General features: G+C 69.0%; 30 protein-coding genes. 15 read left to right on the forward strand and 15 right to left on the reverse strand.

The window, feature by feature from the left end; translation table 11 throughout:
- Positions 1–196: 196 nt before the first annotated feature.
- Both ACSHWB_RS17015 and moaA read right to left on the reverse strand, forming a co-directional pair.
- A complete protein-coding gene (locus ACSHWB_RS17015; protein ID WP_439662991.1) occupies positions 197–460 on the reverse strand; it encodes a MoaD/ThiS family protein in 264 nt (87 codons plus the stop codon).
- Positions 457–1,515 carry a GTP 3',8-cyclase MoaA gene (gene moaA / locus ACSHWB_RS17020; RefSeq protein ID WP_439662992.1) on the reverse strand — a complete coding sequence of 353 codons (1,059 nt, stop codon included), beginning with the start codon at positions 1,513–1,515 and terminating at the stop codon, positions 457–459. Before moaA ends, ACSHWB_RS17015 begins: the two co-directional genes overlap by 4 nt.
- Before the next feature lie 115 nt (positions 1,516–1,630).
- Between moaA and ACSHWB_RS17025 the strand changes: the two genes are divergently transcribed.
- Genes ACSHWB_RS17025 through ACSHWB_RS17040 form a run of 4 tightly spaced genes read left to right on the forward strand, consistent with a single transcriptional unit; the run spans position 1,631 to position 5,322 of the window.
- Positions 1,631–2,077, forward strand: a complete 447-nt coding sequence (locus ACSHWB_RS17025; RefSeq protein WP_439662993.1) for a MarR family winged helix-turn-helix transcriptional regulator — start codon at positions 1,631–1,633, stop codon at positions 2,075–2,077.
- Positions 2,078–2,081: 4 nt separating this feature from the next.
- Positions 2,082–2,873 carry an HAD-IIA family hydrolase gene (locus ACSHWB_RS17030; RefSeq protein ID WP_439662994.1) on the forward strand — a complete coding sequence of 264 codons (792 nt, stop codon included), beginning with the start codon at positions 2,082–2,084 and terminating at the stop codon, positions 2,871–2,873.
- Between the two features lie 53 nt (positions 2,874–2,926).
- The gene (locus ACSHWB_RS17035; protein ID WP_439664615.1) at positions 2,927–3,712 is read left to right on the forward strand and encodes a metallophosphoesterase; all 786 of its coding nucleotides are present in this window, start codon (positions 2,927–2,929) and stop codon (positions 3,710–3,712) included.
- A gap of 14 nt (positions 3,713–3,726) precedes the next feature.
- Complete coding sequence (locus tag ACSHWB_RS17040) at positions 3,727–5,322, forward strand: AMP-binding protein (RefSeq protein WP_439662995.1); 1,596 nt, start codon at positions 3,727–3,729, stop codon at positions 5,320–5,322.
- Here ACSHWB_RS17040 and ACSHWB_RS17045 read toward each other — a convergent pair.
- Positions 5,319–5,801, reverse strand: a complete 483-nt coding sequence (locus ACSHWB_RS17045) for a DUF3558 family protein (RefSeq protein ID WP_439662996.1) — start codon at positions 5,799–5,801, stop codon at positions 5,319–5,321. The two genes, ACSHWB_RS17040 and ACSHWB_RS17045, sit on opposite strands and share 4 nt — an antisense overlap.
- Positions 5,802–5,907: 106 nt before the next feature.
- Here ACSHWB_RS17045 and ACSHWB_RS17050 point away from each other — a divergent pair, with 106 nt between their 5' ends.
- On the forward strand, positions 5,908–6,300 hold the full coding sequence (locus ACSHWB_RS17050; RefSeq protein WP_439662997.1) for a VOC family protein: 393 nt from the start codon (positions 5,908–5,910) through the stop codon (positions 6,298–6,300).
- 57 nt (positions 6,301–6,357) lie between these two features.
- Here the strand turns inward: ACSHWB_RS17050 and ACSHWB_RS17055 are convergent, their stop codons facing one another.
- The gene (locus ACSHWB_RS17055) at positions 6,358–6,732 is read right to left on the reverse strand and encodes a YccF domain-containing protein (protein WP_319985150.1); all 375 of its coding nucleotides are present in this window, start codon (positions 6,730–6,732) and stop codon (positions 6,358–6,360) included.
- Between the two features lie 21 nt (positions 6,733–6,753).
- Here ACSHWB_RS17055 and ACSHWB_RS17060 point away from each other — a divergent pair, with 21 nt between their 5' ends.
- A complete protein-coding gene (locus ACSHWB_RS17060) occupies positions 6,754–7,704 on the forward strand; it encodes a Gfo/Idh/MocA family protein (protein ID WP_439662998.1) in 951 nt (316 codons plus the stop codon).
- On the opposite strand, the gene ACSHWB_RS17065 is transcribed toward ACSHWB_RS17060, so the two are convergent.
- Both ACSHWB_RS17065 and ACSHWB_RS17070 read right to left on the reverse strand, forming a co-directional pair.
- Positions 7,686–8,888, reverse strand: coding sequence for an Nramp family divalent metal transporter (locus tag ACSHWB_RS17065; protein ID WP_439662999.1), 1,203 nt, complete (start codon positions 8,886–8,888; stop codon positions 7,686–7,688). The genes ACSHWB_RS17060 and ACSHWB_RS17065 overlap by 19 nt on opposite strands.
- Positions 8,889–8,943: 55 nt before the next feature.
- Positions 8,944–9,486, reverse strand: coding sequence for a TetR/AcrR family transcriptional regulator (locus ACSHWB_RS17070; RefSeq protein WP_439663000.1), 543 nt, complete (start codon positions 9,484–9,486; stop codon positions 8,944–8,946).
- 52 nt (positions 9,487–9,538) lie between these two features.
- On the opposite strand from ACSHWB_RS17070, the gene ACSHWB_RS17075 reads away from it, so the two are divergent.
- Entirely contained in the window at positions 9,539–10,156 is a 618-nt protein-coding gene (locus ACSHWB_RS17075; protein WP_439663001.1) for an HAD family hydrolase, read from the forward strand.
- On the opposite strand, the gene ACSHWB_RS17080 is transcribed toward ACSHWB_RS17075, so the two are convergent.
- Positions 10,128–10,331: a hypothetical protein gene (locus ACSHWB_RS17080; protein WP_439663002.1), complete on the reverse strand. Its 204-nt coding sequence runs from the start codon at positions 10,329–10,331 to the stop codon at positions 10,128–10,130. The two genes, ACSHWB_RS17075 and ACSHWB_RS17080, sit on opposite strands and share 29 nt — an antisense overlap.
- Before the next feature lie 233 nt (positions 10,332–10,564).
- Here ACSHWB_RS17080 and ACSHWB_RS17085 point away from each other — a divergent pair, with 233 nt between their 5' ends.
- Positions 10,565–10,954, forward strand: coding sequence for a cold-shock protein (locus tag ACSHWB_RS17085; protein WP_191303833.1), 390 nt, complete (start codon positions 10,565–10,567; stop codon positions 10,952–10,954).
- A gap of 13 nt (positions 10,955–10,967) precedes the next feature.
- The gene (locus ACSHWB_RS17090; RefSeq protein ID WP_439663003.1) at positions 10,968–11,555 is read left to right on the forward strand and encodes an HD domain-containing protein; all 588 of its coding nucleotides are present in this window, start codon (positions 10,968–10,970) and stop codon (positions 11,553–11,555) included.
- A 68-nt stretch (positions 11,556–11,623) separates the two neighbouring features.
- Here ACSHWB_RS17090 and ACSHWB_RS17095 read toward each other — a convergent pair whose 3' ends face one another.
- The 3 genes from ACSHWB_RS17095 to ACSHWB_RS17105 are packed head-to-tail and all read right to left on the reverse strand — an operon-like array spanning position 11,624 to position 14,351.
- A complete protein-coding gene (locus ACSHWB_RS17095) occupies positions 11,624–12,058 on the reverse strand; it encodes a DUF2771 family protein (protein ID WP_439663004.1) in 435 nt (144 codons plus the stop codon).
- Between the two features lie 31 nt (positions 12,059–12,089).
- Positions 12,090–13,595 (reverse strand): MFS transporter, encoded by a 1,506-nt coding sequence (locus ACSHWB_RS17100; RefSeq protein WP_439663005.1) that lies wholly within the window; start codon positions 13,593–13,595, stop codon positions 12,090–12,092.
- A 3-nt stretch (positions 13,596–13,598) separates the two neighbouring features.
- A complete protein-coding gene (locus tag ACSHWB_RS17105; protein ID WP_439663006.1) occupies positions 13,599–14,351 on the reverse strand; it encodes a glutaminyl-peptide cyclotransferase in 753 nt (250 codons plus the stop codon).
- A gap of 58 nt (positions 14,352–14,409) precedes the next feature.
- Here ACSHWB_RS17105 and ACSHWB_RS17110 point away from each other — a divergent pair, with 58 nt between their 5' ends.
- Positions 14,410–15,147: a DUF3027 domain-containing protein gene (locus tag ACSHWB_RS17110; RefSeq protein ID WP_439663007.1), complete on the forward strand. Its 738-nt coding sequence runs from the start codon at positions 14,410–14,412 to the stop codon at positions 15,145–15,147.
- Positions 15,144–17,918, forward strand: coding sequence for a sacsin N-terminal ATP-binding-like domain-containing protein (locus ACSHWB_RS17115; protein ID WP_439663008.1), 2,775 nt, complete (start codon positions 15,144–15,146; stop codon positions 17,916–17,918). The genes ACSHWB_RS17110 and ACSHWB_RS17115 overlap by 4 nt, the downstream gene beginning before the upstream one ends.
- Here ACSHWB_RS17115 and ACSHWB_RS17120 read toward each other — a convergent pair.
- On the reverse strand, positions 17,884–18,474 hold the full coding sequence (locus tag ACSHWB_RS17120) for a TetR/AcrR family transcriptional regulator (protein ID WP_439663009.1): 591 nt from the start codon (positions 18,472–18,474) through the stop codon (positions 17,884–17,886). The two genes, ACSHWB_RS17115 and ACSHWB_RS17120, sit on opposite strands and share 35 nt — an antisense overlap.
- 84 nt (positions 18,475–18,558) lie before the next feature.
- Here ACSHWB_RS17120 and ACSHWB_RS17125 point away from each other — a divergent pair, with 84 nt between their 5' ends.
- On the forward strand, positions 18,559–19,020 hold the full coding sequence (locus ACSHWB_RS17125; RefSeq protein WP_439663010.1) for a cupin domain-containing protein: 462 nt from the start codon (positions 18,559–18,561) through the stop codon (positions 19,018–19,020).
- Here the strand turns inward: ACSHWB_RS17125 and ACSHWB_RS17130 are convergent.
- Genes ACSHWB_RS17130 through ACSHWB_RS17140 form a run of 3 tightly spaced genes read right to left on the reverse strand, consistent with a single transcriptional unit; the run spans position 19,017 to position 22,237 of the window.
- Positions 19,017–20,279 carry an MFS transporter gene (locus ACSHWB_RS17130; RefSeq protein WP_439663011.1) on the reverse strand — a complete coding sequence of 421 codons (1,263 nt, stop codon included), beginning with the start codon at positions 20,277–20,279 and terminating at the stop codon, positions 19,017–19,019. The two genes, ACSHWB_RS17125 and ACSHWB_RS17130, sit on opposite strands and share 4 nt — an antisense overlap.
- Positions 20,280–20,337: 58 nt before the next feature.
- Positions 20,338–20,763: a MarR family winged helix-turn-helix transcriptional regulator gene (locus ACSHWB_RS17135; protein ID WP_402912104.1), complete on the reverse strand. Its 426-nt coding sequence runs from the start codon at positions 20,761–20,763 to the stop codon at positions 20,338–20,340.
- A gap of 40 nt (positions 20,764–20,803) precedes the next feature.
- The gene (locus tag ACSHWB_RS17140; protein WP_439663012.1) at positions 20,804–22,237 is read right to left on the reverse strand and encodes an NCS2 family permease; all 1,434 of its coding nucleotides are present in this window, start codon (positions 22,235–22,237) and stop codon (positions 20,804–20,806) included.
- A 17-nt stretch (positions 22,238–22,254) separates the two neighbouring features.
- Between ACSHWB_RS17140 and ACSHWB_RS17145 the strand changes: the two genes are divergently transcribed.
- Positions 22,255–22,521 carry a DUF2530 domain-containing protein gene (locus tag ACSHWB_RS17145; protein ID WP_439663013.1) on the forward strand — a complete coding sequence of 89 codons (267 nt, stop codon included), beginning with the start codon at positions 22,255–22,257 and terminating at the stop codon, positions 22,519–22,521.
- Positions 22,522–22,700: 179 nt separating this feature from the next.
- On the opposite strand, the gene ACSHWB_RS17150 is transcribed toward ACSHWB_RS17145, so the two are convergent.
- On the reverse strand, positions 22,701–23,321 hold the full coding sequence (locus ACSHWB_RS17150) for a superoxide dismutase (RefSeq protein ID WP_439663014.1): 621 nt from the start codon (positions 23,319–23,321) through the stop codon (positions 22,701–22,703).
- Positions 23,322–23,412: 91 nt separating this feature from the next.
- Here ACSHWB_RS17150 and ACSHWB_RS17155 point away from each other — a divergent pair, with 91 nt between their 5' ends.
- A complete protein-coding gene (locus ACSHWB_RS17155; protein ID WP_439663015.1) occupies positions 23,413–25,065 on the forward strand; it encodes an ABC-F family ATP-binding cassette domain-containing protein in 1,653 nt (550 codons plus the stop codon).
- Entirely contained in the window at positions 25,062–25,472 is a 411-nt protein-coding gene (locus ACSHWB_RS17160) for a hypothetical protein (RefSeq protein WP_030467775.1), read from the forward strand. Before ACSHWB_RS17155 ends, ACSHWB_RS17160 begins: the two co-directional genes overlap by 4 nt.
- Positions 25,473–25,493: the final 21 nt, after the last annotated feature.

The raw sequence follows: 25,493 nt of genomic DNA on the forward strand, positions 1-25,493 counted from the left end.
GACGCGAAACGCGCGATGCGCGGCTACTGCATCTACGGCGGCTACTGGCCGGAGCTGGACGCGGTGTCGGCGGCGGGTCTCGCGTCGGCGGACGACGCGGCCGGTGAGGCGGCGATGCACAACGGCTTCGGCCATCTCCGCTGGATGCGGGGCGCGTACGCGAAGGCCCTGGAGCCGGTGCGGAGGCGTTCCTGGCTCAGCCGCCCGCGAACGGTGGCAGCACGTCCAGCTGAGAGCCCGCCGGCACGCGCACCGACGTGTCGCGCACCGCCACGCCGTCCAGCAGGAAGCTCGACGCGGCGAGGACCTTGCCGAGCTTGTCGCCGTGCCGTTCGCCGATGGTGCTCACCACGAGCGCCACGGTCGGTTCGGAGGCGTCGAGCAGCAGGTCCTCGTCGGCCACCCCGGCCGCGGCCCGCGCACCCGCGAAGTACCGGATCTTGACGGCGGTCACTCTCATCCTCCGATGGCGCTCATGGGGCGGTCCGGCTGCGAGAAGCCCGCGTCGTTGATGCCGTGACCGGCCGCCTTGGCCCACATCGTGGCACGCCAGGCGTCGGCGATCGCGGTGTCGGGGGAGCCGTCGCGCAGCAGCGTGCGCAGGTCGGTCTCGCCCTGGCTGAACAGGCAGTTGCGGATCTGGCCGTCCGAGGTGAGCCGGGTGCGGTCGCAGGCGGCGCAGAACGGCCTGGTGACCGACGCGATCACGCCGACGACCGAGGGGCCGCCGTCGACGAGCCAGCGCTCGGCCGGGGCGCCGCCACGGGGGGCGGACTCCGGCGTCAGCGTGTACGCGGACGAGAGCATCGTGAGGATCTCATCGGCCGTGACCATGTTCGTGCGCGTCCAGCCGTGCTGGGCATCGAGCGGCATCTGCTCGATGAACCGCAGCTGGTAGCCGTTCTCGACGCAGAACCGCAGCAGCGGGACGGCCTCGTCCTCGTTCAGTCCCCGCATCAGCACGGAGTTGACCTTCACCGGCTCCAGCCCGGCCTCGCGGGCGGCGTCGAGGCCGTCCAGCACGTCCGTGATGCGGTCGCGCCTGGTCAGCGTCGCGAACCTGTCCGGGTCGAGGGTGTCGAGCGAGACGTTGATCCGGTTGAGGCCGGCGTCCTTGAGCGACTGGGCCCTGCGCTTGAGGCCGATGCCGTTCGACGTCATCGACATGCGCGGGCGCGGTTCGAGCTCGGCCGTCGCGGCGATGACCTGCTCCAGGCCGCGGCGCAGCAACGGCTCGCCGCCGGTGAACCTGATGTCCGTCACGCCCAGGTCGACCACGGCGATGCGCATGAGCCTGATCAGCTCGGCGTCGGTGAGCAGCTCGTCCTTCTGCAGCCAGTCGAGGCCCTCGGCGGGCATGCAGTAGGTGCAGCGCAGGTTGCAGCGGTCGGTCAGCGAGACCCGGAGGTCCTTCGCCACCCGTCCGAACCTGTCGACGAGCAGCGGCGAGTCCGGACGTGCGGACACGTCAGGGGTGCCGCGCACGATGGGTAGTCCCAACTCCACTGCTGTCACCTTATTTAGCTTAATGAACAACCCGTTGTAGGTGACTCCACAAACGAGGTTTCTCACGTTCCGCCCGTTTGGAGCACTCTGACAACCAATTGTCTTAGCGGCTAAGATGTTCAACATGGAACCTGAAGTGCTCGAGAGGTTCACCTGGTACATGCGGGAGCAGAGCGCCCTCACGGTCATGTTCCACACGAAGGTCGCCGGGCGGATGGGCCTGTCCGCGACCGACGAGAAGTGCATCGACCTCGCGATGAGGCACGAGGGGCCGTTGACGGCCGGACGCCTCGCCGAGCTCTCCGGCCTGTCCACCGGTGCCGTCACGGGCGTGATCGACCGGCTGGAACGTGCCGGTTTCGTCCGTCGCGTCCGTGACCCGCACGACCGCCGCAAGGTGCTGGTCGAGGTCACGATCGGCGACGTGGAGAAGTTCGGGCAGCTCTTCGAGGAGGCCAGGCAGAGCCTCATCGAGGTGCTCGGCCACTTCGGCGAGGATGAACTCCAGGTTATCGAGCGTTATCTCCAGCTCCAGATCGCGACGTTCCGGGCCCGCGTGATCGATACTTAGACCCATGTGGCACTACTTGATGGACATGGACGGCGTCCTCGTGCACGAGGAGCACCTGATCCCGGGAGCGGACGAGTTCGTCGCGGAGCTGCGCGCGTCCGAGGTCCCGTTCCTCGTGCTCACGAACAACTCCATCTACACGCCACGGGACCTGCGCGCCCGTCTGCAACGCACGGGCCTCGACATCCCGGAGACGTCCATCTGGACCTCCGCGCTGGCCACGGCCAGGTTCCTCGACTCGCAGCGCCCGAACGGCTCGGCGTTCGTCATCGGCGAGGCCGGCCTCACCACGGCGCTGCACGAGATCGGCTACGTGCTGACCGACCGCGACCCGGACTACGTGGTGCTCGGCGAGACCCGCACCTACAGCTTCACCGCGATCACCAAGGCCATCCGCCTGGTCGAGGAGGGCGCGAAGTTCATCGCGACCAACCCCGACGCCACCGGCCCGTCCCGCGAGGGCTCGCTGCCCGCGACCGGGGCCGTGGCGGCGCTGATCGAGCGCGCCACCGGCCGTGAGCCGTATTACGTCGGCAAGCCGAACCCGTTGATGATGCGCTCGGCCCTGCGCGCGCTGGGCTCGCACTCCGAGCAGGCGCTGATGATCGGCGACCGGATGGACACCGACGTGCGGTCGGGCCTGGAAGCGGGCCTGTCGACCATCCTCGTGCTGTCCGGGGTCTTCTCCGCGGAGAGCGCCGAGATGTTCCCGTACCGGCCCACGCGCGTGCTGAAGTCGATCGCCGAGCTCGTCGGTCACTCTCAGGACCCGTTCGGCGACTGGACTGACCACTGACGCGCGAGGGTTCATCACCTATCGTCGCGGAGGTGGACACGGATCGACGCCCGATGTACGTCGTTGGTGACGTGCACGGGCACCTCGCAGAACTGACCGGAGCCCTGCACGTCGCGGAGCTGTGCGACGAGGAAGGCCACTGGACGGGCGGCGAGGCCGAACTGTGGTTCCTCGGCGACTTCGTGGACCGCGGTCCCGACGGGGTGGGCGTGATCGACCTGGTCATGCGCCTCGGCGAGGAGGCGGCGGAGGCGGGTGGCACGGTCAGCTCGCTGATCGGCAACCACGAGGTGCTGCTGCTCGGCATGCACCGGTTCGGCGACGAGCAGGTGCCCGACAGCCTGGGGCCGCGCTCGTTCGCGCGCAGCTGGCTGCTCAACGGCGGCCTGCGCAGCGACCAGGACCGGCTGACCGACGAGCACGTCGAGTGGCTCACCAACCGGCCGGTGCTGAAGCTGCGCGACGACCACCTGCTGATGCACTCCGACACGGTGGCCTACCTCGAATGGGGGGCCTCGATCGAAGAGGTCAACGAGGCCGTCCGGCACGTGCTCAAGGGCGACGACCTCGTCGACTGGTGGGAGTGCTGGCGCAAGATGACGACCCGGTACGCGTTCCGCGGCCCGCAGGGGCCCGAAATCGCGGACGAGCTGCTCGCGACGCTCGGCGGCAGCACGATCGTGCACGGTCACAGCGTCATCGCCGACCAGCTCGGGGTGCCGCCGGACCAGATCGACGGGCCCCTCGTCTACGCCGACGACAAGGTGCTGGCGATCGACGCCGGCCTCTACAGCGGCGGTCCGTGCCTGGTCGTGCCCTTGCCATACGCCGGGGCCTGACTACCGTTCGGTGGATGACCTCCAGCTACTCCTCGGGCACGTCCGCCGCCCCGCTGCTGGGCGACACGATCCACGCGAACCTCGCGGCCACGGTCGCGCGGTTCGGCGACCGTGAGGCACTTGTCGACAAGGCCACAGATCGACGATGGACCTACGCGGAGCTCTCGGCGGAGGTCGACCGCGCCGCCGCCGGGCTGCACACGCTCGGCGTGCGCAAGGGCGACCGCGTCGGGATCTGGGCGCCGAACTGCGCCGAGTGGGTGTTCGTGCAGTACGCGACGGCCCGGATCGGCGCGATCCTGGTCAACGTCAACCCGGCGTACCGCGTGCACGAGCTGGAGTACGTGCTGAACCAGGCGGGCATCCACACGCTGGTGTCCGCGCGGTCGTTCAAGACGTCGGACTACGCGGCCATGATCGAGGAGGTCCGGCCGCGCTGTGCCGATTTGCGCAACGTCGTCTTCACCGACGATCCACAGTGGACCGGCGACGAGATCCCCGACGTCGACCTCGACCGCGACGACCCGATCAACATCCAGTACACGTCCGGCACCACGGGCTTCCCCAAGGGCGCGACGCTCTCGCACCACAACATCCTCAACAACGGCTACTTCGTCGGCGAGCTGATCAACTACACCGAGCACGACCGCATCTGCGTGGTGCCGCCGTTCTACCACTGCTTCGGCATGGTCATGGGCAACCTCGCCGCCACCAGCCACGGCGCGTGCGTCGTGATCCCGGCTCCTGCGTTCGACCCGGCGAAAACCCTTGCGGCCGTTCAGGAAGAGAAGTGCACGTCCCTGTACGGCGTGCCGACGATGTTCATCGCGATGCTCGACCTGATCGACGGCTACGACCTGTCGTCGTTGCGCACCGGCATCATGGCGGGCTCGCCGTGCCCGGTCGAGGTGATGAAGCAGGTCGTCGAACGCATGGGCATGCGCGAGGTCTCCATCTGCTACGGCATGACCGAGACCTCCCCGGTGTCAACACAAACGCGCGTGGACGACTCCCTCGACCGTCGTGTCGGGACGGTCGGCCGGGTGGGCCCGCACCTCGAAGTCAAGATCGTGGACCCGGAGACGGGCCGCACGGTGCCGCGCGGCGAGCCGGGGGAGCTGTGCACGCGCGGCTACTCCGTGATGCTCGGGTACTGGAACGAGCCGGAGAAGACCGCCGAGGCCGTGGACAGCGCCGGCTGGATGCACACCGGTGACCTCGCGGTGATGGATGACGACGACTACGTGAACATCACCGGCCGCATCAAGGACATGGTGATCCGCGGCGGCGAGAACATCTACCCGCGCGAGATCGAGGAGTTCCTCTACACCCATCCCGACGTGCTCGACGCCCAGGTGATCGGCGTGCCGGACGCCCGCTACGGCGAGGAGCTGATGGCCTGGGTGCGCCTGCGCGACGGGGTCTCCGGGCTGACCGCCGAGGCCGTCAGGGAGTTCTGCGCCGGCAAGCTCGCCCACTACAAGATCCCGCGGTACGTGCACGTCGTGGAGGAGTTTCCGATGACGGTCACCGGCAAGATCCGCAAGGTGGAGATGCGGGCCCGGTCGGTGGAGCTGCTCGGGCTCGACGACAGCGCGAAGCACGCCTAGGACAGCTTCGGCTCGATCACCTCCATCACGGCCTGGGCGATCTCGCACGACCGGCCGCCGGCCTCGGTGAGGATCTCGGCGGCCGCGACGCCGCCGGCGTGCGTCAGCACGACACCGCACGTGCCCGGTCCCCTGCTGTTCTCGGCGAGCAGCCCGGAGTGCCCGCCCACGGTGATCGGGGAGGTCTTCAGGCCGTCCGGTTTCGCGAGGTACTTCTCGGGTGTGGAGCCGTCGCGAAGGCTGACCGAGAGCGAACCGGAGTCGTCCGAGAGCCAGATGCAGCTCGACGCACTCGCGTATCCGTTGTAGAACCGGTGCCCGGTCAGGTCGGCCGGGTCGAACAGGCGGCACGCGGGCGTGTCCGCGGGTGTCGTCGACGGTGCCACGAGGGGCTCGACGGTCTTCACCGGAGGCCCGGCCATCGCGCAGCCGGACAGTCCGAGAGCCGTCACGAGCACGGCGAGGCGCTGAGTGTTCACGGAGCGAAATCGTCCCGCGAATCAACAATCTCCGCAGGTCAAAGTACCTCTTGCGGGAAAGGTGTGACCGGCGCAACATCAGTGGATTCCGCCGAAGGAGGCGCGCATGCTCACCGCCACCAGAACCACGACGATGCTGCCCGTCGAAGACCCCGAGCGCGCCGGCCGCTTCTACGCCGACATGCTCGGCCTCAAGCCCATCACCACGACCGAGGACGGCACGCGGATCTTCGCGCTCGGCCAGGGCGACGCGCTGGGCCTGAGGCCCGCCGAGAAGGGCGCGCAGAGCCGGCAGACGGCCATCAGCTTCGAGGTGCCCGATCTGGAGGGCGAGATCGCGGAGCTCGAAGGCAGGGGCGTGCGCTTCGAGGACTACGACCTGCCCGACTTCAAGACCGTCGGCCACATCGCGGTCATGGGCAACGAGCGCGCTGCGTGGTTCACCGACACCGAGGGCAACATCCTGTGCCTGCACGAGCTGTTGGACAGCGAAGTCTGACAGCTCGCGCTACCGAGTGGTCGTCCGCGCCTCGCCCCGACGAGGCGCGGACGACCCTCACGGAACCTCGATGATCTCCTTGCCCAGCGGCACCAGCGAGACCTTCACCAGCTTGAAGTTCGCGACGCCGAGCGGGATGCCGATGATCGTCACGCACAGCGCGATGCCGGTGACGATGTGGCCGATCGCGAGCCAGAGGCCGGCGACGATGATCCAGATGACGTTGCCCAGCAGCGACCCGGTGCCCGCGCCCGGCTTGTCCACGACCTCGCGGCCGAACGGCCACAGCGCGTAGTTCGCGATCCGGAACGACGCGATGCCCCACGGGATCGTGATGATCAGGATGCAGCAGATGATGCCGGCGACCGCGTAGCCGACGGCCATCCAGAAACCGGCGAGCACCAGCCAGATCACGTTCAGGATGAGGCGCATGCCTCCATCTAAGCTCAAGCGATGACGTGGGGTGTGATCGCTACAGGTGGAATCGCGCATGCCGTGACCGCCGACATGCTCAAGGCGGGTGCCACCGTGCTCGCGGTGTCCTCGCGTGACATCGCCAAGGCCCAGAAGTTCGCCGAGCACTTCGGCATCGAGCGCGCGTACGGCGACTACCACGACCTGCTCGCCGATCCGGACGTCGACATCGTGTACGTCGCCACGCCGCACGGCCAGCACCACGAGGTCGTGCTCGCCGCACTCGACGCGGGCAAGCACGTGCTGTGCGAGAAGGCCTTCGCGCTCACGGTCGCGGACGCCGAGGAGATGATCGAACGGGCACGGTCGAAGAACCTCTTCCTGATGGAGGCCATGTGGACGCGGTTCAACCCGCTGATCCGCAAGGTCCACGAGGCGATCGACGCCGGTGAGATCGGCGAGGTCCGGATGATCCGCGCGGACTTCGGCTTCCGGCACGCCTTCAGCGACACCGATCGCCTGTGGGCCAAGGAGGCCGGCGGCGGTGCGACCCTCGACCTCGGCGTCTACCCCGTCGCGCTCACGCACCAGTTCCTCGGTGTGCCCAAGCACGTCCACGCGCACGGCAGCCTCGCACCGACCGAAGTGGACGCTGACGCCGGCATCTTCCTGGCCTACGACAACGGTGCCCACGCGCTGCTCAGCTGCTCGCTCGTCGCGAACACCGGCGCCCGCGCGGAGATCGTCGGCACGCTGGGCCGCATCGAGCTCGTCGACCCGATGTTCAACCCGACCGCCGTCGTGATCAACGGCGTCGAGCACGCGATCGAGGACGAGGGCTACCAGCACCAGATCCGCGCGGTCGAGGAGTGCGTCGCCGCCGGACTCACCGAGAGCCCGCGGATCACCTGGGAGAACACCCTGGAGGTCATGCGCACGCTCGAAGAGGCGTTGCGGCAGATGGGTGTCAGCTACGCCAGCGTCAAGTAGATCAGCGCCACGTTCAGCACGACGACCGCGGAGGCCACGAGCCACGCGGCGAACGTGACGGAGCGCCGGTTCGTGAACGAGTCCATCACGGACCGGCGCGAGGTCAGCCACACCAACGGCACCAGTGCGAACGGGATGCCGAACGACAGCACGACCTGCGACAGCACCAGTGCGAACGTCGGGTCGACGCCGAACGCCAGGATCGCCAGCGCCGGCACCAGCGTGATCAAACGCCTTGTCAGCAAGGGGATCCGCACGCGCAGCAGGCCGTCCATCACCACGGCGCCGGCGTAACAACCGACCGCGGTGGACGCGAAACCCGAAGCCAGCAAACCCAAAGCGAAGAGCAGCGCGATCCCACCACCCAGCGTGGAGCCGACCGCCGCGTGGGCGCCTTCCAGCGTGTCCACGCCTTCGCGGCCCTGCAACGCGGACGCGGCGAGCAGCAGCATCGCCATATTTACCGCGCCCGCCAGCACCATCGCGACCACGACGTCGACCTTCGTCGCGCCGAGCACCGCGGGGTTCTTCCCGTGCCGGTCGCGGGCCAGTGCGGAATGCAGGTACACCGCGTGCGGCATCACGGTCGCCCCGAGCATGCCCGCCGCCAGCAGCACGCTGTCCGCGCCGTCGAACCGCGGCACCAGCCCGGAGACCGCGCCGCCGACGGAAGGCGGCGACACGAACAGCCCGGCCATGAACCCGACCGCGATCACGACCAGCATCGTCGTGATCACCCGCTCGAACGGCTTCTGCCCGCGCTTGTCCTGCACCAGCAGCAGAATCGTCGACACCACACCGGTGATCACGCCACCGAGCAGCAGCGGCAGGCCGAACAGCAGGTGCAGTGCGATCGCACCGCCGAGCACCTCGGCCAGGTCGGTCGCCATCGCGACGACCTCGGCCTGGCCCCAGTACGCGAGCCGCACCGGGCGCGGCAGGTGGTCCCGCACCGCCTCCGGCAACGACTTCCCGGTGACCAGGCCGAGCTTCGCGGACAGGTACTGCACGAGCCCCGCCATCACGTTCGCCACGACGAGCACCCAGACCAGCAGATAGCCGTACCGGGCGCCCGCCGCGGTGTTGGTGGCCACGTTCCCGGGGTCGACGTACGCGATCGCGGCGACGAACGCCGGACCGAGCAACGCCGCACCCGCGCGCAGGCGGGTCGAGACAGCGACCACCGGACACCTCCCCTTGTTGCAGGATTATTGCAACAAGGGGAGGTGTCTTAGGACCTCATGCGTCCATCGTCACTCTGGCGACCCTGACGACGGCGTCGATCGCGCCGTCCAGGTCGCCGCTCGGCATCAGCAGGTGGCTCAGCGCGAGCCGCACGGTCGTCTCCGCCGTGAACCGCACGTGCCGGCCGGGGAAGTGGCTGCTGAGGTGCCCTTCGACGACCTCGGTCGCGTGGAACAGCACCGGATGGCCGCGGATCGTGATGAACGGCAACAGGTCCTCGGCGTTCTGCCCGGTCAGCACGGCCGAGACCAGCCGGTCCTTCTCGGTCTGCTCGAAGGTGAAGCGGAACGCCGACCGCATCGCCTCCCACGGGTCGGGGTCCTCCCTGAGCCGGTTCGCGATCCCGGTCAGGTACTCCTCCGTCTTGTGGACCGCGACGGCCTGGGCGAGCCCCTCCTTGTTGCCGAACTCGTTGTAGACGGTCTGTCTGCTCACTCCGGCGCGACTCGCGACCTCGATCATGCGCAGGCCGTGGAAGCCCCTGGCCGCAAGGATGTCCGCGGCCGCGTCCAGTAAGAGCTCGGTGATGTCGCTCACCACCCCAGCTTTACACAGTTACAATTTTTGTACAGACGTAGAATGAGGTCCTGTGCCGTTCATCGTGGGTTTCGACCTGGACATGACCCTCATCGACCCGCGACCGGGAATGGCCGCCGTGCTGAACGAGGTGGGCGCCCGCACCGGGCACGCCCTCGACGGCGAGCACTTCGCGGCGAACCTCGGCCCGCCCCTGGACATGACCTACCGCGAGATGGGCGTGCCCGAGGAGGAGATCCCGGACATGATCACGCTCTTCCGCGCGCTCTACCCGGACGTCGTGATCCCCGGCACCGTCGCGTTGCCGGGAGCCGCGACGGCGTTGCAGTGCGTGCGGGAGCTGGGCGGCCAGATCATGATCGTCACTGGCAAGTACCGCAAGAACGCCGCGCTGCACCTGGAGGCGATGGGCTGGGAGGTCGACCACCTCTACGGCGAGTTGTGGTCGACGGGCAAGGCCGAGTCGCTCAAGCTGCACGGTGCCGCCGTCTACGTGGGCGATCACGTCGGTGACATGCACGGTGCCGCGGCGGCCGGAGCGCTGGGCGTCGGCGTCGTCACGGGTCCGTGCTCGCGTGCGGAGCTGACCGAGGCGGGCGCGGCGGTGGTGCTGGAGGACCTGCGGGAGTTCCCGGAGTGGCTCAGGACCGCTTCTGGCGTGACTTCCTGACCACCGCGACGATCCCGAGCCCGAGGCCGATCGCGGGCAGGTAGGTGCCGGCGAAGTTCAGCCACGCGGGCAGGTCGCTGTACCCCAGGACGAAGAGCACGAAGACCGTGATGATCGCCAGTACGCCCACGGCGAACAGGCCGATGGCCAGCGGCATCAACTTCGGAACGGTCATACGTGCAGGATAGTGCGCCGACCACAATCCTCACCGGCCGCATCCGGTGCTCAGCAGGGTGCTGTGATGTACCCGTCTGAACAGCGAATGCGACCGGCAAGGGTTAGTGGTCGGCGCACTCGTCGCGCTAACGGAGGTGCCCTCCGCCTGGTCTTCTGGCTACTCTGGTGGGACGCGTCCTGGGTACGCCCCGGGCGCGTTCGTTGTGCAGAAGCAAGGGAATGGTGAGCGCGGTGCCGACCGGCAAGGTCAAGTGGTACGACACGGAGAAGGGCTTCGGATTCGTCACGCAGGACGGTGGCGAGGACGTCTACGTCCGCAAAGCGGCGTTGCCCCCCGGCGTCGACGGCCTCAAGGCCGGCCAGCGCATCGAGTTCGGCATGGCGGAGGGCCGCCGCGGGCCGCAGGCGCTGTCCGTGCGCCTGGTCGACCCGGCGCCGTCCGTCGCGGAGGCGCGCCGCCGTCCCGCCGAGGAGCTGCACGGCCTGATCGAGGAAGTGATCAGGCTCCTCGAGAACAAGGTCCAGCCCGACCTGCGCCGCGGCCGCTACCCGTCGGACAAGAAGACCATGAAACTCGTCGCCGAGGCCGTCCGCGTGGTGGCGCGGGACCTCGATCCGTAAAAGGATCAGCGTCATGTCTGACGCTGACAGGATCGTCGAGTTCGTCTACGAGGTCGGCCAGCTCAAACGCCTGCCCAGGGCGGGGTGGCTCTTCGCCGGGGTGCCCAACCCCGAGTCGGTGGCCGCCCACTCGTTCCGGGTGGGCGTGCTGGCGTACGCGATCGCCGTGCAGGAGGACGCGAACCCCGACAGGGCGGCGACTCTGGGCCTCTTCCACGACGTGCCGGAGGCGCGCACCGGCGACATCCCGTACGTCGGCAAGCTCTACCTCGACGTGAAGATGCCGCCGGAGGACGTGGCGCGCGAACAGGTCCAGCACCTGCCCGCGCCGCTCGCCGCGCACATCGAGGCGCTGGTGGCCGAGCACGAGTCCGCGAAGACCAGCTACGACTACACGCCGGAGGCGCGTTGCTCGCGCGACGCGGACAAGCTGGAGTTGTTGTTGCAGGCCAGGGAGTACCAGGCCGCGGGCATCACCAAGATGGAGCGCTTCATCCAGACCATGCAGGCGTCGGTGGTCACCGACACCGGCAAGGCCCTGATGGACTCGGCACTGCGGATCGCCCCCAGCGAGTGGTGGGAGGCGTTCGGCAGGCGATAGCCGTTCGCTGCGGCACGCGGGGCGCTTTCGTACTGCATGACGGTACGAAAGCGCCCCGCGTGCGGTGATCAGCGGGTGATGTCGACGACCCACGAACCGCGCATGAGCGGCTGGCCGGTCTCCAGCACCGCGCCGGCCGCCTCGTGCACCTCGATGCGCAGCAGCTGGTCGGAGTCGTTCGGCACGGCCAGCGTGTACGTGTAGTTCTCGCCCTTGCCGAGCAACGGCGAGGTGCAGCCCTCCTGGACCCGCGCGGCGTTCTCGTACACGCACACGACCTCCCAGAGGCCGTCCGCGAGCCGTCCGTCCACGGAGATCTGCACGACCTTGCCCGCCGGCACCTTCAGCGTGCCGGGAGCGTTCTTCTCGGCGCAGTTGGAGCCCTCGACGTCGCAGTAGATCGTCGGCTCCATGCGGATGGTCTTGCCGTTCGCGTAGAACGTGACCTCCGGGTCGTGCTGCTGGAGCGAGCATCCGGACAGCACGAGAACGCTGGCGGCCATTACAGAAGCAAGTCGACGCACGTCAGGCAGCCTACGGGGTCACCGGCGCCGGCCTGCGGAGCACCAGCTTGTGCAGCGACGTGCCGTTGCGGTACATCCACGTCTGCGTGAGGCCCAGCGCGAGCAGCACGGCGAGCACCAGGAAGCCGACCCAGAACGTCGCGGGCAGCAGCACGCCCAGCGCGCCGCCGAAGACCCACGCGAGCTGCAGGACCGTCTCGGAGCGGCCGAACGCGGACGCGCGCGACTCCTCCGGCAGGTCGTCCTGGATCACCGCGTCGAGGCTGACCTTGGCCAGCGACGACGCCGTGGCGCCCAGCAGTCCGACGACGGCGGCGGTGACCAGACCCGGCAGCGCGGCGGCGACGATCGTGGCCGCCAGTGCCGTGCCGACGCAGGCGAGGACCACCTCGTCCGGTTTGCCGAAGGTCTGGCGCGCGCCGATCGCGTTGCCCAGGAAGCTGCCGACCCCCGCCGCGGCGGCGATCACGCCGAGCAGGAGCAGCTGCCGCACCGCGTCGCCCTCGGTCTGCTCGCGGATCACGAACGCCGCGAACAACGTCAGGAAGCCGGTCAGCACGCGGATGGAACCGTTGCCCCACAACGAGACCACCACGTGCCGCGACACGGGTTGCCTGGCCGCCTTCGGGGTCAGCGTCGCCGGCACCTCGCCCTCGGTCACCTCGACCCAGGACGGGATCTTCATGCACAGCCACGCGTTCACCAGGCACAGCACGGCGGTGAACCACAGCGCGCCCGGCGAGCCGAACAGGTTCGCGAAGCCCGCGGCGACCGCGCCGAACACGCCGCCCGCCGCGAGTCCGAAGATCGTCATGCGGGCGTTGGTCTTGGACAGCGTGATGTCCGGCGGCAGCACGCGGGGCGTGATCGCGGACTTGAGCACGGTGAACGACTTGCTCAGCACCATGCTGCCCAGCGCCGCCGGGTACAGCAGCCAGTTGTCGAAGTTCAGCGCCATCACGACCGACAGCCCGATCCGCAGCACGCACGACGCCGCCAGCGCGAGCCGGCGACCGCGCTGGATCCGGTCCAGCAGCGGGCCGATCACCGGCGCGACCAACGCGAACGGCGCGACCGTGATCAGCAGGTAGAGCGCGACCTTGGTCTTGGACTCGGCGGACGCGGCCGAGAAGAACAGCGTGTTCGCCAGCGCGACGGCCATCGCTGCGTCGGCGGCGTAGTTCATCATCACGGCGTAGGTCACCGACGTCATGCCGGACTTCCCGGCGCCGTCGGCACGGGCCGCGCGCCGGAACGCCGCGACCGCCTGCTGCGAGATCTGCTTGCTGCGGAACCAGGCGACGCGGGTGACCGTGAGCTTGCGCGGCGGCTTGGGCGTCGGTGTCGTCTGCTGGTCCTGGTTGGGCAGTGGACGGGTGTTCTGCGGACGGCGGGGCGGGGGCTGGAAACCGTGCTCGGACGTGGCCCGGCGGCGCTCTCGCGGCTGGTACTCGTCGTCCTGCCACGGGTAGCGCTTCGGAGCCGGTCCGTCACTCCGCCCGCGGTCGTCCGTCACACGTCAATCCTGCCCCATCCCGTTGAACCTCACTCGGAAGATGGTGGGCCAGTTCTTACCTGTGACCAGGAACTCGTTGGTCCCGGGGACGTGCGCGATGCCGTTGAGGACGTCCACGTCACCCTGCGGCTTGAGCGATGACAGGTCGTAGCTGTTGGTCACTTTCCCGGTGGCCGGGTCGATGCGCACGATCTCGTCGGTCTTCCACACGTTCGACCAGACCTTGCCGCCGACGCACTCCAGCTCGTTGAGCTGGGTGAGCGGCTGACCGTCCCGCGTGACCTGCACGCTGCCGTTCTCCTGGAACGTCTTCGGGTCGCGGAAGGTCAGCTTCGCGGTGCCGTCGCTCATGACGAGCCGCTGCCCGTCGTCGCAGATGCCCCAGCCCTCGCCCTGGTACTCGACGCGGCGGAGCTCGTTCAGCGTCCTGCGGTCGCGTTCGATCGCGACGCCGTTGCGCCAGGTGATCTGCCAGATGGTGTCGCCGACGACGGTGATGCCCTCGCCGAAGAAGTCCGGCGGGAGGTCGACCTTCTTCTGGACGTCGCCGCTCGACGGATCGAGCGCGCGCATCGTCGACTGGCCCTCGAGCCCCGTGCCCTCGTAGAGGACGCCGTCGACCAGTTCCAACCCCTGGGTGAACGCCGTTGTGTCGTGCGGAATCTTCTGCAGGACTTCTACCTGCGGTTTTGCTTCTTGTGGCGTCGAACACGCGGCCAAGACCGCGACGAGGACCAGCCAGACGGGTGAGCGCACCCAACGGAGGGTGGCACGAGTTTTCGTCCCGGCGAAGACCTGCGGCACAATTCACCACGTGACCGCGACTGAGATGCTCTTCGACGCCGTTGATCTCGCCCGCGCCGCCGCGCAGGAGGAGGCAGGGGCGGAACGCGTCGGCGCTCACGTCGGGGTGCAGGACGAGGACGAGTACTCCGTCACGCACCTCTTCGAGGCGGAGCACGCCGGCTACCGCGGCTGGAGCTGGGCGGTGACCGTCGCCTACGCAGGCGAGGGCACGCCCGTGTCCGTCAGCGAGGTCGTTCTGCTGCCCGGCCAGGGTGCGCTCGTCGCCCCCGAGTGGGTGCCGTGGAGCGAACGCGTCCGCGCCGGTGACCTGGGCGTGGGCGACCTGATGCCGCCCCGCGAGAACGACCCGCGCCTGATCGAGGCGTACGTGCAGTCCGACGACCCCGCGGTCGAGGAGGTGGCGCTGGAGATCGGCCTCGGCCGCACCCGCGTCCTGTCCCGCGAGGGTCGCACCGACGCCGCCGACCGCTGGGCCGACTCGGAGTTCGGCCCGCGCTCCGACATGGCCCGCAGCGCCCCCGCGCACTGCGGGACCTGCGGCTTCTACACCCGCGTCGCCGGCGCGTTCGGTGCCGCGTTCGGCGTCTGCGCCAACGAGATCGCCCCGGCGGACGGCCACGTCGTGCACGTCGAGTACGGCTGCGGCGCGCACTCTCAGGTCGAGGTCGACATCAGCCCGATGGTGCCGGTCGCCGACCTGGTCTACGACGACGCGCAGCTGGACGTTCTGGACGTCTCGGAGTGACCGACCCGTTCGGCACCGAGGTCCTGCGCACCTCGGTCCTCGCCGCGTGGCGCGGGTCGCCCACCCGGTTCCGCGAAGACGCGAACGCCGAGGAAGACCTCCGCATCGGCGGCTACCGGGACCGGTTGCTCGTCGAACTGGCCCAGAACGCGGCCGACGCGGCCGGTTCCGAGCCGGGTGTGCTGCGGATCACTCTTGTTGACGGTGAGCTGCGCGCGGCCAACACGGGCGCGCCGCTGACCGAGGCCGGTGTCGCCGCTCTGGCGTCGTTGAGGGCCTCCTCCAAGGAGTCCGGTGTCGGCCAGTTCGGCGTCGGCTTCGCGGCCGTCCTGGCCGTGTCGGACGCCCCGCGCGTGGTCTCCACGACGGGTGGCGTCGAGTTCTCCCTGGCGCGCACCCGTGCCGAGGTGCCGGAGCTCGCCTCCGAACGCGGCGGCGACGTGCCGGTGCTGCGCCTGGTCTGGCCCGTCGTGGAGGACGTGCCGGACGGGTTCGCGACCGAGGTCCGCCTGCCGCTGAAGGTCGACCTGTCGCTGGACGACCTGGCCGCAGAGGTGCCGGACCTGCTCCTGGCGCTGCCGGGCCTGCGTCGCATCGAGGTCGGCGACCAGTCGTGGGAACGCTTCGTCACCGAGGACGGCGTCGTCACCGTCGGCACGTCGCGCTGGCTGGTCGAGCGCACCGTCGGCGAGCTGCCCGCGGAGCTCGTCCAGGGCGTCGAGCACCGTCCTCAGTGGACTGTGTCGTGGGCGTACCCGCTTGATGCCGAGCTGGGCGAGGACGTGCTGCACGCGCCGACCCCGACCGACGAGCGCCTTTCGCTGCCCGCGCGCCTGATCGCGACCCTGCCGGTCGAGCCCTCGCGCCGCCGGATCCTGCCGGGGCCCGCCGCGTGGGCGGTGCTGGACGCCGCTGCCGCCGCCTACCCCGCGTTGGTCGCTCGCGTGCCGGCCATCGAGCGGACCGCCCTGGTGCCGTTGCCCGGCTTCCCGCTGTCCGAAGTGGACGATCGACTGCGGACGGCCGTGGTGCGCTCGCTGCGCGCTTCTGCCTGGCTGCCGCTGGCCTCCGGCGAGTGGATCGAGCCCGCGCGGGCCCGTGTGCTGGACGTGGGCTCCGAGGAGCTCGTCGACCTGGTCGAGGACGCACTGCCCGGTCTGCTGGACGCCGAGCTGTCCGCCCCGGTGCACGCCAAGGCCTTGGCGGCACTGGAAGTTCCGCGCGTGACCACGGCCGAGGTCGTGGCTGCCCTGGCCGGCGTCTCCGGTGATCCCGGCTGGTGGCGTGAGGTCTACGCGGCCTTCGCGCCTCTCGCCGAGGTGGACCCGGACGTCCGCGAGGCGTTGGGCTCGCTGCCCGTGCCGCTGGCCGACGGCCGGGTGGTGACGGGTCCGCGGACCACGTTGATCGCCGACGACCCGTTGCCCGGCTTGAGGGTCGTGCACCCGGACGCCGTGCACCCGTTGCTGGTGCGGCTGGGCGCGGTCGAGGCCGGTGCCGCCGAACTGCTCGCCGATCCCTCGTTGCGCGAGAACGTGGCGCGGTCGCTGGAGGACGCCGAGGCAGGACTCGACGGCCTCGACCTGGTCGAGACCGTGCTGCGCCTCGTGGACCGCGCCTCCCTGCGGGCCGGCGAGGAGCCCTGGCTGGGGTCGCTGGCCCTGCCGGACGGCACCGGTGAGTGGCATCGCGCGGACGAGCTGCTGCTGCCGGACTCGCCCCTGGTCGGAGTGGTCGAGGCCGACGCGTTCCCGTTGCTGTCCAAGGAGATCGCCGACTCTTACCCGCGTTCCGCACTGGTCGCAGTCGGTGTGGTGGACGGGTTCTCGGTGGTCGTCGACGACGAGCCCTCCGGCCCTGACCACGACCTGGCCGACGAGTCCGCGTGGTGGGCGTCCGTGCCGGACGAGCCCAGCCGTGTCGTGGCCGTCCGGGACCTGGACCTCGTCGGGGACTGGCCCGCCGCGCTGCGGTTGCTGGCCTCCGACCCGGTGACCTGGCGTGCCGTGACCGAACCCGACGGCTACACGGGCTGGTGGATCGCCCGGCACGCCCTGCTGGCGGGCAAGTCGCCGCGGGAGTACCGGCTGGCCGAGGCCACGCTGCTGGACGGGCTGTTCGACACGGTGCCGGACCTCGAACTGCCCGAGCACGTGCTGCGGGCCGCCGGCGTCCGGTCGTCGCTGGAGATCTGGGACGACGACGATGCCGAGTTCGTGCTGGAACGGCTCGGGGACGCGGACCGCGTGATCGCGGACGCCGTGGTGCTGCGTGCCCACGCGGCGTTGCCCGAAGGAGACTTCGCCCCGCCGGAGCGGCTTCGCGTGCTCTCCGGGGCCGTGGCGGCCGCCGAGGACGTCGTCGTGCTGGACCACCCGTGGTTGCTGGGGCTGGCTCCGGCCTCCAGGGTGCTGCTCGCGGACGGCTCGGAGGAACTCGCCGACCTGCTGGACCTGGCGCTGGCCTCCGAGGAGTTCGACGGATCGCCGGACCACGTCGGGGAAGTGGTCCAGTGGCAGGATCTGGCCGCTGTGCGGATGGCCTGTGAGCTGCTCGAGATCCCGCTGCCCGACGGGGTCGTCGTGGTGCACGACGAACTGCACGTCGAGGGACAGCGGGTCGAGTGGTGGATGGTGGACGGCGTTCCGCACGCCGCGGACACGCCTGAGGGGCTGGGACGGGCGCTGGCCTGGGTCTCCGAGCGGTGGGCCGACCGGCACACGTTCGTCGCCCTGATCACCGATCCGAGCGCTGCCACGCTGCTGGGCTGACCGTCGTGTGCAGGGCGCGCACCGCGTCCTGCATGAGCTCGCTCAAGGTCTGGGTCTCGCCCGGTCGCGTCCACTGCCGGAACGCCGCCTGCTGCGCGAGCACGGCGGCACCGGCGGCGAGGAACGCCGTCTCGGGATCACCGCACCGCGTGTGCAGCGCGTCGGCGATGGCCTCGGTGAGCGCGGCGTTCTTGCCGAGTTCGCGTTCCAGCAACTCCGGGTTCGCGGCGATGACGGCGTAGCGGCGCGCCACGACGGCACGGCGGCTCTCGAACATCCTGTCGGCGACGACTTCCAGCGCGTGCACGACGACGTCGAACGGTGACGCGGTGTCGTCGCCGGCCTCGATCTCGCCGACGATCTCCCGCTGGAGTTGCGCGCTCATCCCGAACAGCACCTCGCGCTTGTCGGCGAAGTGGTTGAAGAACGTCCGCTGGGTGAGCTCCGCCCGCTGGACGATCTCGGCGACCGTCGTGCGCTCGAACCCCTGCTGGTCGAAGAGATCCAACGCGGCGGTCTGCAGCCGCTCGGGCGCGTCCGGTTTCCATCGCGGCATGCGCTGAGACTAGCGACTGCACATTGTGCAGTCACTGGTGCTACGGTGATTGCACAAGCTGCAATCACATCGGGAGGCTTCCTCATGGCACAGGTGTCGATCGTCAGGCCCGGCGAGGGCGAGCTCATCGCCAGCGGTCCGTCGCAGATCCGGATCCTCGAGGACGGCAGCAACACCGCTCGCCGCCTGGGCATCGGCGAGGTCGTCATCCCGCCGCACACGCCCGGTCCGCCACAGCACCGGCACGCACAGCACGACGAGGGCTTCTACGTGCTCTCGGGCACCGTGCGGTTCACCATCGGGGTGGACGACCACGAGGTCGGTGCCGGCACGTGGGTCACCGTCCCGCCGGGCGCGCCGCACACCTTCGCCAACCCCGGCGACGACCCGGCGGTCATGCTGACCACCTTCACGCCGGACCTGTACGTGCAGTACTTCCGCGACCTCAAGGCCATGGTCGAGTCCGGGCAGCCCATGACGCGCGAGACCATGACGCCGATCTGGAAGAACTACGCCACCGAACCCTCCACGGAGTTCGCGCCCTAGCTCGCTACCTCGGCCGGCTCCGGCAGCGCCTCCGCCGGGGCCTGCCGGCGTCGCCGCAGCCTCGGTTTGGCGATGTCGCCGCGCTTCACCAGGATGATCCACGCGGTGATCGTCACCAGCATCGACACCGCGCCCCCGATGATGATCGGTGCCCTGCCGTTGATCTCGCCCAGCCAGCCCATCAGCGGGCCGCCCACCGGGTTCCCGCCCAGGAACACCAGCATGTAGATGCCCATCACGCGGCCGCGCATCTCCGGTTCCACGGCCAGTTGGATGGTGGCGTTGGCGGTCGTGTTGAAGGTCATCATCGCCACGCCCACCGGGATCATCATCAGCCCGGTCAGCAGGATCGTCGGCATGAACCCGGAGACGATCTCCAGCGCGCCGAAGATGACGCCGGAACCGATGAACACGGTCAGCTTCGGGGTTTTTCGCTTGGCTGCCAGCGTTGCGCCGGCGAGGGTGCCCACCGCGATCAACGTCGACAGGAGGCCGTAGGCGTCGGCATCTCCGCCGAAGACGTTGCGGGCCATGATCGCCAGTGTCATGTAGAAGTTCATGCCGAACGTGGCGATGAAGAACACGAGCAGCATGACCGTCATGAGATCCGGACGGCTTCTGACGTAGCGGAGGCCGGAGAGCAGCTGGCCCTTCTCGCGCGGCAGGGGATCGGAGCGCAGCAGCTGGGACGTGCGCATCAGCCAGATGCCGCCCACCACGCCCACGAAGCTGATGGCGTTGGCCAGGAAGACCCAGCCCGTGCCGATCGCCACGATCGTCACGCCCGCGATGGCCGGGCCGATGATGCGGGCCAGGTTGAACATCATCGAGTTGATCGCCACGGCGTTGGTCAGCTGGTCGCGGCCCACCATCTCCACGACGAACGACTGGCGCACCGGGGTCTCCACCGCGGAGAAGGCGCCCAGCAGCAGGCAGAGCAGGTAGACGTGCCACAGCTCGACCACGCCGGTGACGTCGAGGATGCCCAGGGCCAGGGCGCAGACGCCCAGCGCCGATTCGAGCCACAGCAGGAGTTTGCGCTTGTCCATGCGGTCGGCGAGGACGCCGCCCCACATGGAGAGCAGCAGGACGGGGAGGAACTGCAGGGAGGCGGCGAAGCCGAGTGCGACGGGGGAGCCGTTGGACAGCTCCAGGACCAGCCAGTCCTGGGCCACCCGCTGCATCCAGACGCCGACCAGCGAGATGATCTGGCCGGAGGCGTAGAGGCGATAGTTGTATATGCCTAAGGATCCGAACATTCCGGTACGACGAGGTGGCGAACTGTCCGCTCCACCACCCGCGTAACCCGACACGTTCTTACTGACCCGCCATCCTGTCGATGATTTCGGCGGCCCGCGTGAGCAGTTCCCGTTCCTCGGGGTCCAGCTCGGCCAGCCTCTTGTCCAGCCACGCCTCGCGGGCCGTGATCTCGTCTTCCAGGTACGACAAGCCTTCGCCCGTGAGCTCGACGATGGCTTGACGGCCGTCGGTGGGGTGCGGGCTGCGCGTGGCGAACCCGAACTCCTCCAGGGCGGCGATCACGCGCGTCATGGACGGCGGCTGCACGCCTTCTTTTGCCGCCAGTTCGCCCGGGGTCAGCGGTCCGCACTTGTGCAGTGTGGACAGCGCTGACACCTGCGTGAGCGACACCGACGAGTTGGTGCGCTGCGCTCGTAGGCGGCGGTTGAGGCGAACGACGGCAAGCCTGAGCCTGCTCGCCAGTCCGTGCTGATCGATCGCCACGTAGTTAGCATACCTCACGAAATAGTTTCCTGCCGAAAGGTCAGCTCAGCAGGGCCTGGATCGGTCCCAACGAGAAGTAGACGACGAAAGCGGCCGCCACGATCCACATCAGCGCGTGGATTTCGCGGAACTTGCCCGTGAGGGCCTTGAGCAGCACGTAGCTGACGAAGCCCGCGCCGATGCCGTTCGCGATCGAGTAGGTGAACGGCATGACCACGATCGTGAGGAACGCGGGAAGGGCGATGCTGAAGTCGGTGAAGTCGATCTCGCGGACCTGCATCATCATCAGCGCGCCGACGATCACCAGCGCGGGTGCCGCCGCCTCGATCGGCACGACCTCGTACAGCGGCGTGAAGAACATCGCGAGCAGGAACAACACGCCGGTCACGACGTTCGCGAGGCCCGTCCTGGCGCCCTCCGCGATGCCGGACGCCGACTCGATGTAGACGGTGTTCGACGAGCTGGACGCGGCACCACCGGCCACGGCGCCGAGGCCGTCGACGAACAGCGCCTTGCTGACGTTCGGCAGCTGGCCGTCCTCCTTGATCAGGCCGGCCTCCTTGCCCAGTCCGGTCATCGTGCCGACGGTGTCGAAGAAGTCGGTCAGGACCAGCGTGAAGACGATCAGCGCGGCAGCCAGCGCCGGGATCCGCGTCCACGCGCCGAACGACACCTCACCGAGCAGGCTCAGGTCCGGCACGCCGAAGACCTGGTCGGGCAGCGCGGGGTAACCGAGGTTCCAGCCCTTGGCGTTGACGCCCGCCGACGGCCCTGCCTTGACGATCGCCTCCAGCACGATCGCGAAGATCGCCGTGGCGACGATGCCGATGAGGATCGCGCCCTTGACCCTGCGCGCGAACAGCACACCCGTGAGCACCAGTCCGACCACGAACACCAGCGTCGGCCAGCTCGCGATCGACCCGTTGATGCCGAGCCCGACCGGCACGGTGGTGTTCGCGGCGTCCGGGAGCCTGCGCACGAAACCGGCGTCCACGAGTCCGATGAAGCAGATGAACAGGCCGATGCCGACCGCGATCGCGGCCTTGAGCTCGTTCGGCACGGCGTTGAACACCGCGGTCCGCACACCCGTGACGACCAGGAGGAGCACCACGAGGCCGTTGACCAGGATCAGGCCCATCGCCTCCGGCCACGTGACCTTGGCCGCCACTGAAACCGCGACGAACGAGTTGATGCCCAGTCCCGTGGCCAGCGCGAACGGGTAGTTCGCGATCAGTCCGAAGAGGATGGTCATCACGCCGGCGACCAGCGCCGTCACGGCGGCCACCTGCCCGACCGGCAGGACGTTGCCGAGCACGTCGGGGTGCGCACCGGGCCCCGTCGGCGCGAAGCTGCCGATGATCAGCGGGTTCAACACGACGATGTAGGCCATCGTGAAGAACGTGACGACACCGCCGCGCACCTCGCGCGCCACGGTCGACCCGCGCTCGGAAATCTTGAAGAACCCGTCGAACATCTGCTCTCCTTACCGATGTGTCCGAACGCGACTCCGCAGCCCCACACCCGCCCGCGCTGCCTCACCGTCTGGCCGACCCCGTGCCGGTCGTGCTCGGTGGCACCGCGCTGTGGTTCCTCGGGTTTTTCGTGGTGCTGCTCGTCGACCGCTCGAACTCCACTCTGATCTGGACGACGCTGTCCGGCGGTCTGCTCGGGATCATCGGGTACGGAGTCTTCTACTGGCAACGCCGGGCTGCGAGGCGCGGATCACGCGGGGCTCAGCAGGGGCTGGACGACGCCTGATCTGCGGGGCTTCCCAATCAAGCGAAGTTAGGCTAACCTAAGTCTCGTCGCTTCGTGGTGGGAGCGGCAGTCAGTTCGGGAACGGACGAGGCCCCCGCTCTGGGCAGAGCGGGGGCCTCGTCGTGTTCAGCGAGCGGGGAGCTTGTCGGAGCACCCACCGCTGAAGTCCAGGGTGAGGATCAGAGCTGCAGGCCGTTCTGGCCGGCGCGCGCCGCCTCGAAGCGAGCGGACACGTCCTCCCAGTTGACGACGTTCCACAGCGCCGAGATGTAGTCGGCCTTCAGGTTGCGGTACTGCAGGTAGTACGCGTGCTCCCAGATGTCGAACGCGAGCAGTGGCGTGGTCGCGATCGACAGGTTCGAGTGGTGGTCCTTGAGCTGCAGCGTGACCAGCTTCTGGCCGATCGGCTCCCACGCGAGGATGCCCCAGCCGGAGCCCTGGATCGACGACGCGGCGGCGTTGAGCTGGCCGCGGAACTTGTCGAACGAGCCGAAGTGCTCGTCGATCGCGGCCGCGAGCTCGCCGACCGGCTTGTCGCCGCCGTTGGGCGAGAGGTTCTTCCACCACACCTGGTGCAGCGCGTGGCCGGCCAGGTGGAACGCCAGTGTGGTCTCGAGGCCGACGATGCCGCCGAAGGCCTCCTTGTCGCGGGCCTCCTCGATCTGCTCCAGCGTGTCGTTCGCGCCCTTCACGTAAGCGGCGTGGTGCTTGCCGTGGTGCAGCTCGTTGATCTCGCCGATGATCGCCGGCTCGAGGTCGCCGTAGTCGTAGTCGAGATCCGGCAGCACGTACTGGGCCATGACAACTCCCCAATTGCAATCTCTAGGTACTTGCAACTTACTAGCAACAAGCGCCAGTTAACCAGTTGCGTCCGGCCGTACCGTCGTAAGCGTGTCCGTGCTGACAGCCAGGAATATTTCGCTGTCGTTCGGTCCGAGGACCGTGATCTCGGAGGTTGATTTCGATGTTTCGCCTGGTGACCGCGTCGGTCTGATCGCGCCCAACGGCGTCGGCAAGTCCACGCTGCTCCGCTTGCTCTCCGGCGAGCTGCTGCCGGAATCCGGATCTGTCTCAAGCACCGGGACCGTCGCGCACCTGACCCAGGAGACCCTCCACGTAACTGGAGAGTCGCTCAGGGACCACCTCGCGCGCCGCACCGGTGTCGCGCGGGCAGAGCAGCGGTTGCAGCGGGAGGCCGAGGCCCTCGCGGACGGCGGCGGTGACGGGTACTCCGACGCGTTCGACCACTGGACCGCCATCGGTGCCGGTGACTTCGACGAACGCGCCGACGCCGTCTGCGAACGCCTTGGCCTGCGGGCGAACCTGCTCGACGGCAGGGAGCCGGACGAGCTCTCGGGTGGCCAGCAGGCACGGCTGCGGCTCGCGGCGGTGCTGCTGACGCGCGCCGACGTGTTGCTGCTCGACGAGCCGACGAACGACCTCGACGCCGCCGGGCTAGACCTGCTGGAGTCCCATGTGCGGGGCTGTCAGGGCGCGATCGTGCTGGTGAGCCACGACCGGGAGTTCTTGGCGCGCACCACGACCGCGATCGCCGAACTGGACGAGTTCACGCACAAGATCGCCGTGTTCGGTGGCGGCTGGGACGCCTACGTCGAGGAGAAGGCGAACGCGGAACGCCGTGCCCACGAGGAGTACGAGGCGTTCGAGGCCAAGCGCGACGCGCTGACGCAGCGCAGCCGGCAGGTCAGGGAGTGGTCGCGCAAGGGCGTGCGGCGGGCGACGAGTGCCAAGGCGCTCAACGACGAACCGGACCGCAACGTCAGGGCGGGGCACAAGCGCGGTGCGGAGAGCCTGACCGCCAAAGCGTCCGTTGTGGACCGTCAGCTCGCGAGGCTGGAGGAGGTCGAGGAACCGCGCGAGGCCTGGCAGCTGCGGCTCACCCTGCCGACGGCCGGGCGTGGCAGCTCGGTCGCGTTCACGTTGCGCGGGGCCGTGGTCAGCCGCGGCGACGTGACGCTCGGGCCGGTCGACCTCACGATCGGCGCCGGCGAACGCTGGCGGATCACCGGACCCAACGGTGCCGGCAAGTCGACGTTGCTCGGCGCGCTGCTCGGGCGCATCCCGTTGCTGGAGGGCGACCGCTCGATCGGACCCGGTGTGGTCGTCGGCGAGGTCGACCAGCTGCGGGCGGAGTTCGCGAGCGACGAGAGCGCGTTGCGGATCGTGGCGGACGCGACGGGACGGCAGGACGTCGAGGTGCGCACGCTGCTGGCCAAGTTCCGGCTCGGCGCGGACGCGGTGCTGCGGCCGGCGCGGGAGCTCTCGCCGGGGGAACGCACCCGCGCCGGATTGGCCTTGTTGCAAGCCCGTGGCACTACTTGTTTGGTCCTGGACGAACCGACGAATCATCTCGATCTGCCGGCGATCGAACAACTGGAACAAGCACTCGACAATTATGACGGCACGTTGTTGCTGGTCACGCACGATCGGCGGCTCGCATCGGCCGTGCGGGTGGATCACGAGCTCAACGTCCGCGACCTTCTCACGTTTCCTCGTGTGAAGGGTGGAAGATATGAGTCATGACCACCGAGGAGGACTGGCCGGTCGAACAGACCTGGTCGATGCGCAACACCCACTGGCACGCCTATGTGGAGCACACTTCGCTCGACCACGCTTCTCCTCGGCAGGTTCGGCTGGAACGCACCCCTGAGGAAGTGCTGACGTCGCCGGCTGAGGTCGCCGCGTGGCTGGAGGTCAACCTCCGCAGCGCGACCAGGCCCGAGGAGACCGGCAAGAAGCGCGTGAAGGACGAACGCGACTTCACCGACTCGAACCGCGTGCACGCCTCGCTGGCGTCGCGCGGCGAGTCGATCTACACGGGGGTGAAGGGCGAGCTGACGCTGGCGGTCGAGGCCGTGACGCCGGACGAGTGCCGGATCTCCCACGACGGTGCGGACGTGGCACCCCTGAAGGCGGGGCGCCGCCGCTAGATTCGATCCCCTGGGGGAGTT

The sequence above is a fragment of the Lentzea sp. HUAS TT2 genome (genome assembly GCF_051853195.1).
In the GTDB taxonomy this organism is placed as follows: domain Bacteria; phylum Actinomycetota; class Actinomycetes; order Mycobacteriales; family Pseudonocardiaceae; genus Lentzea.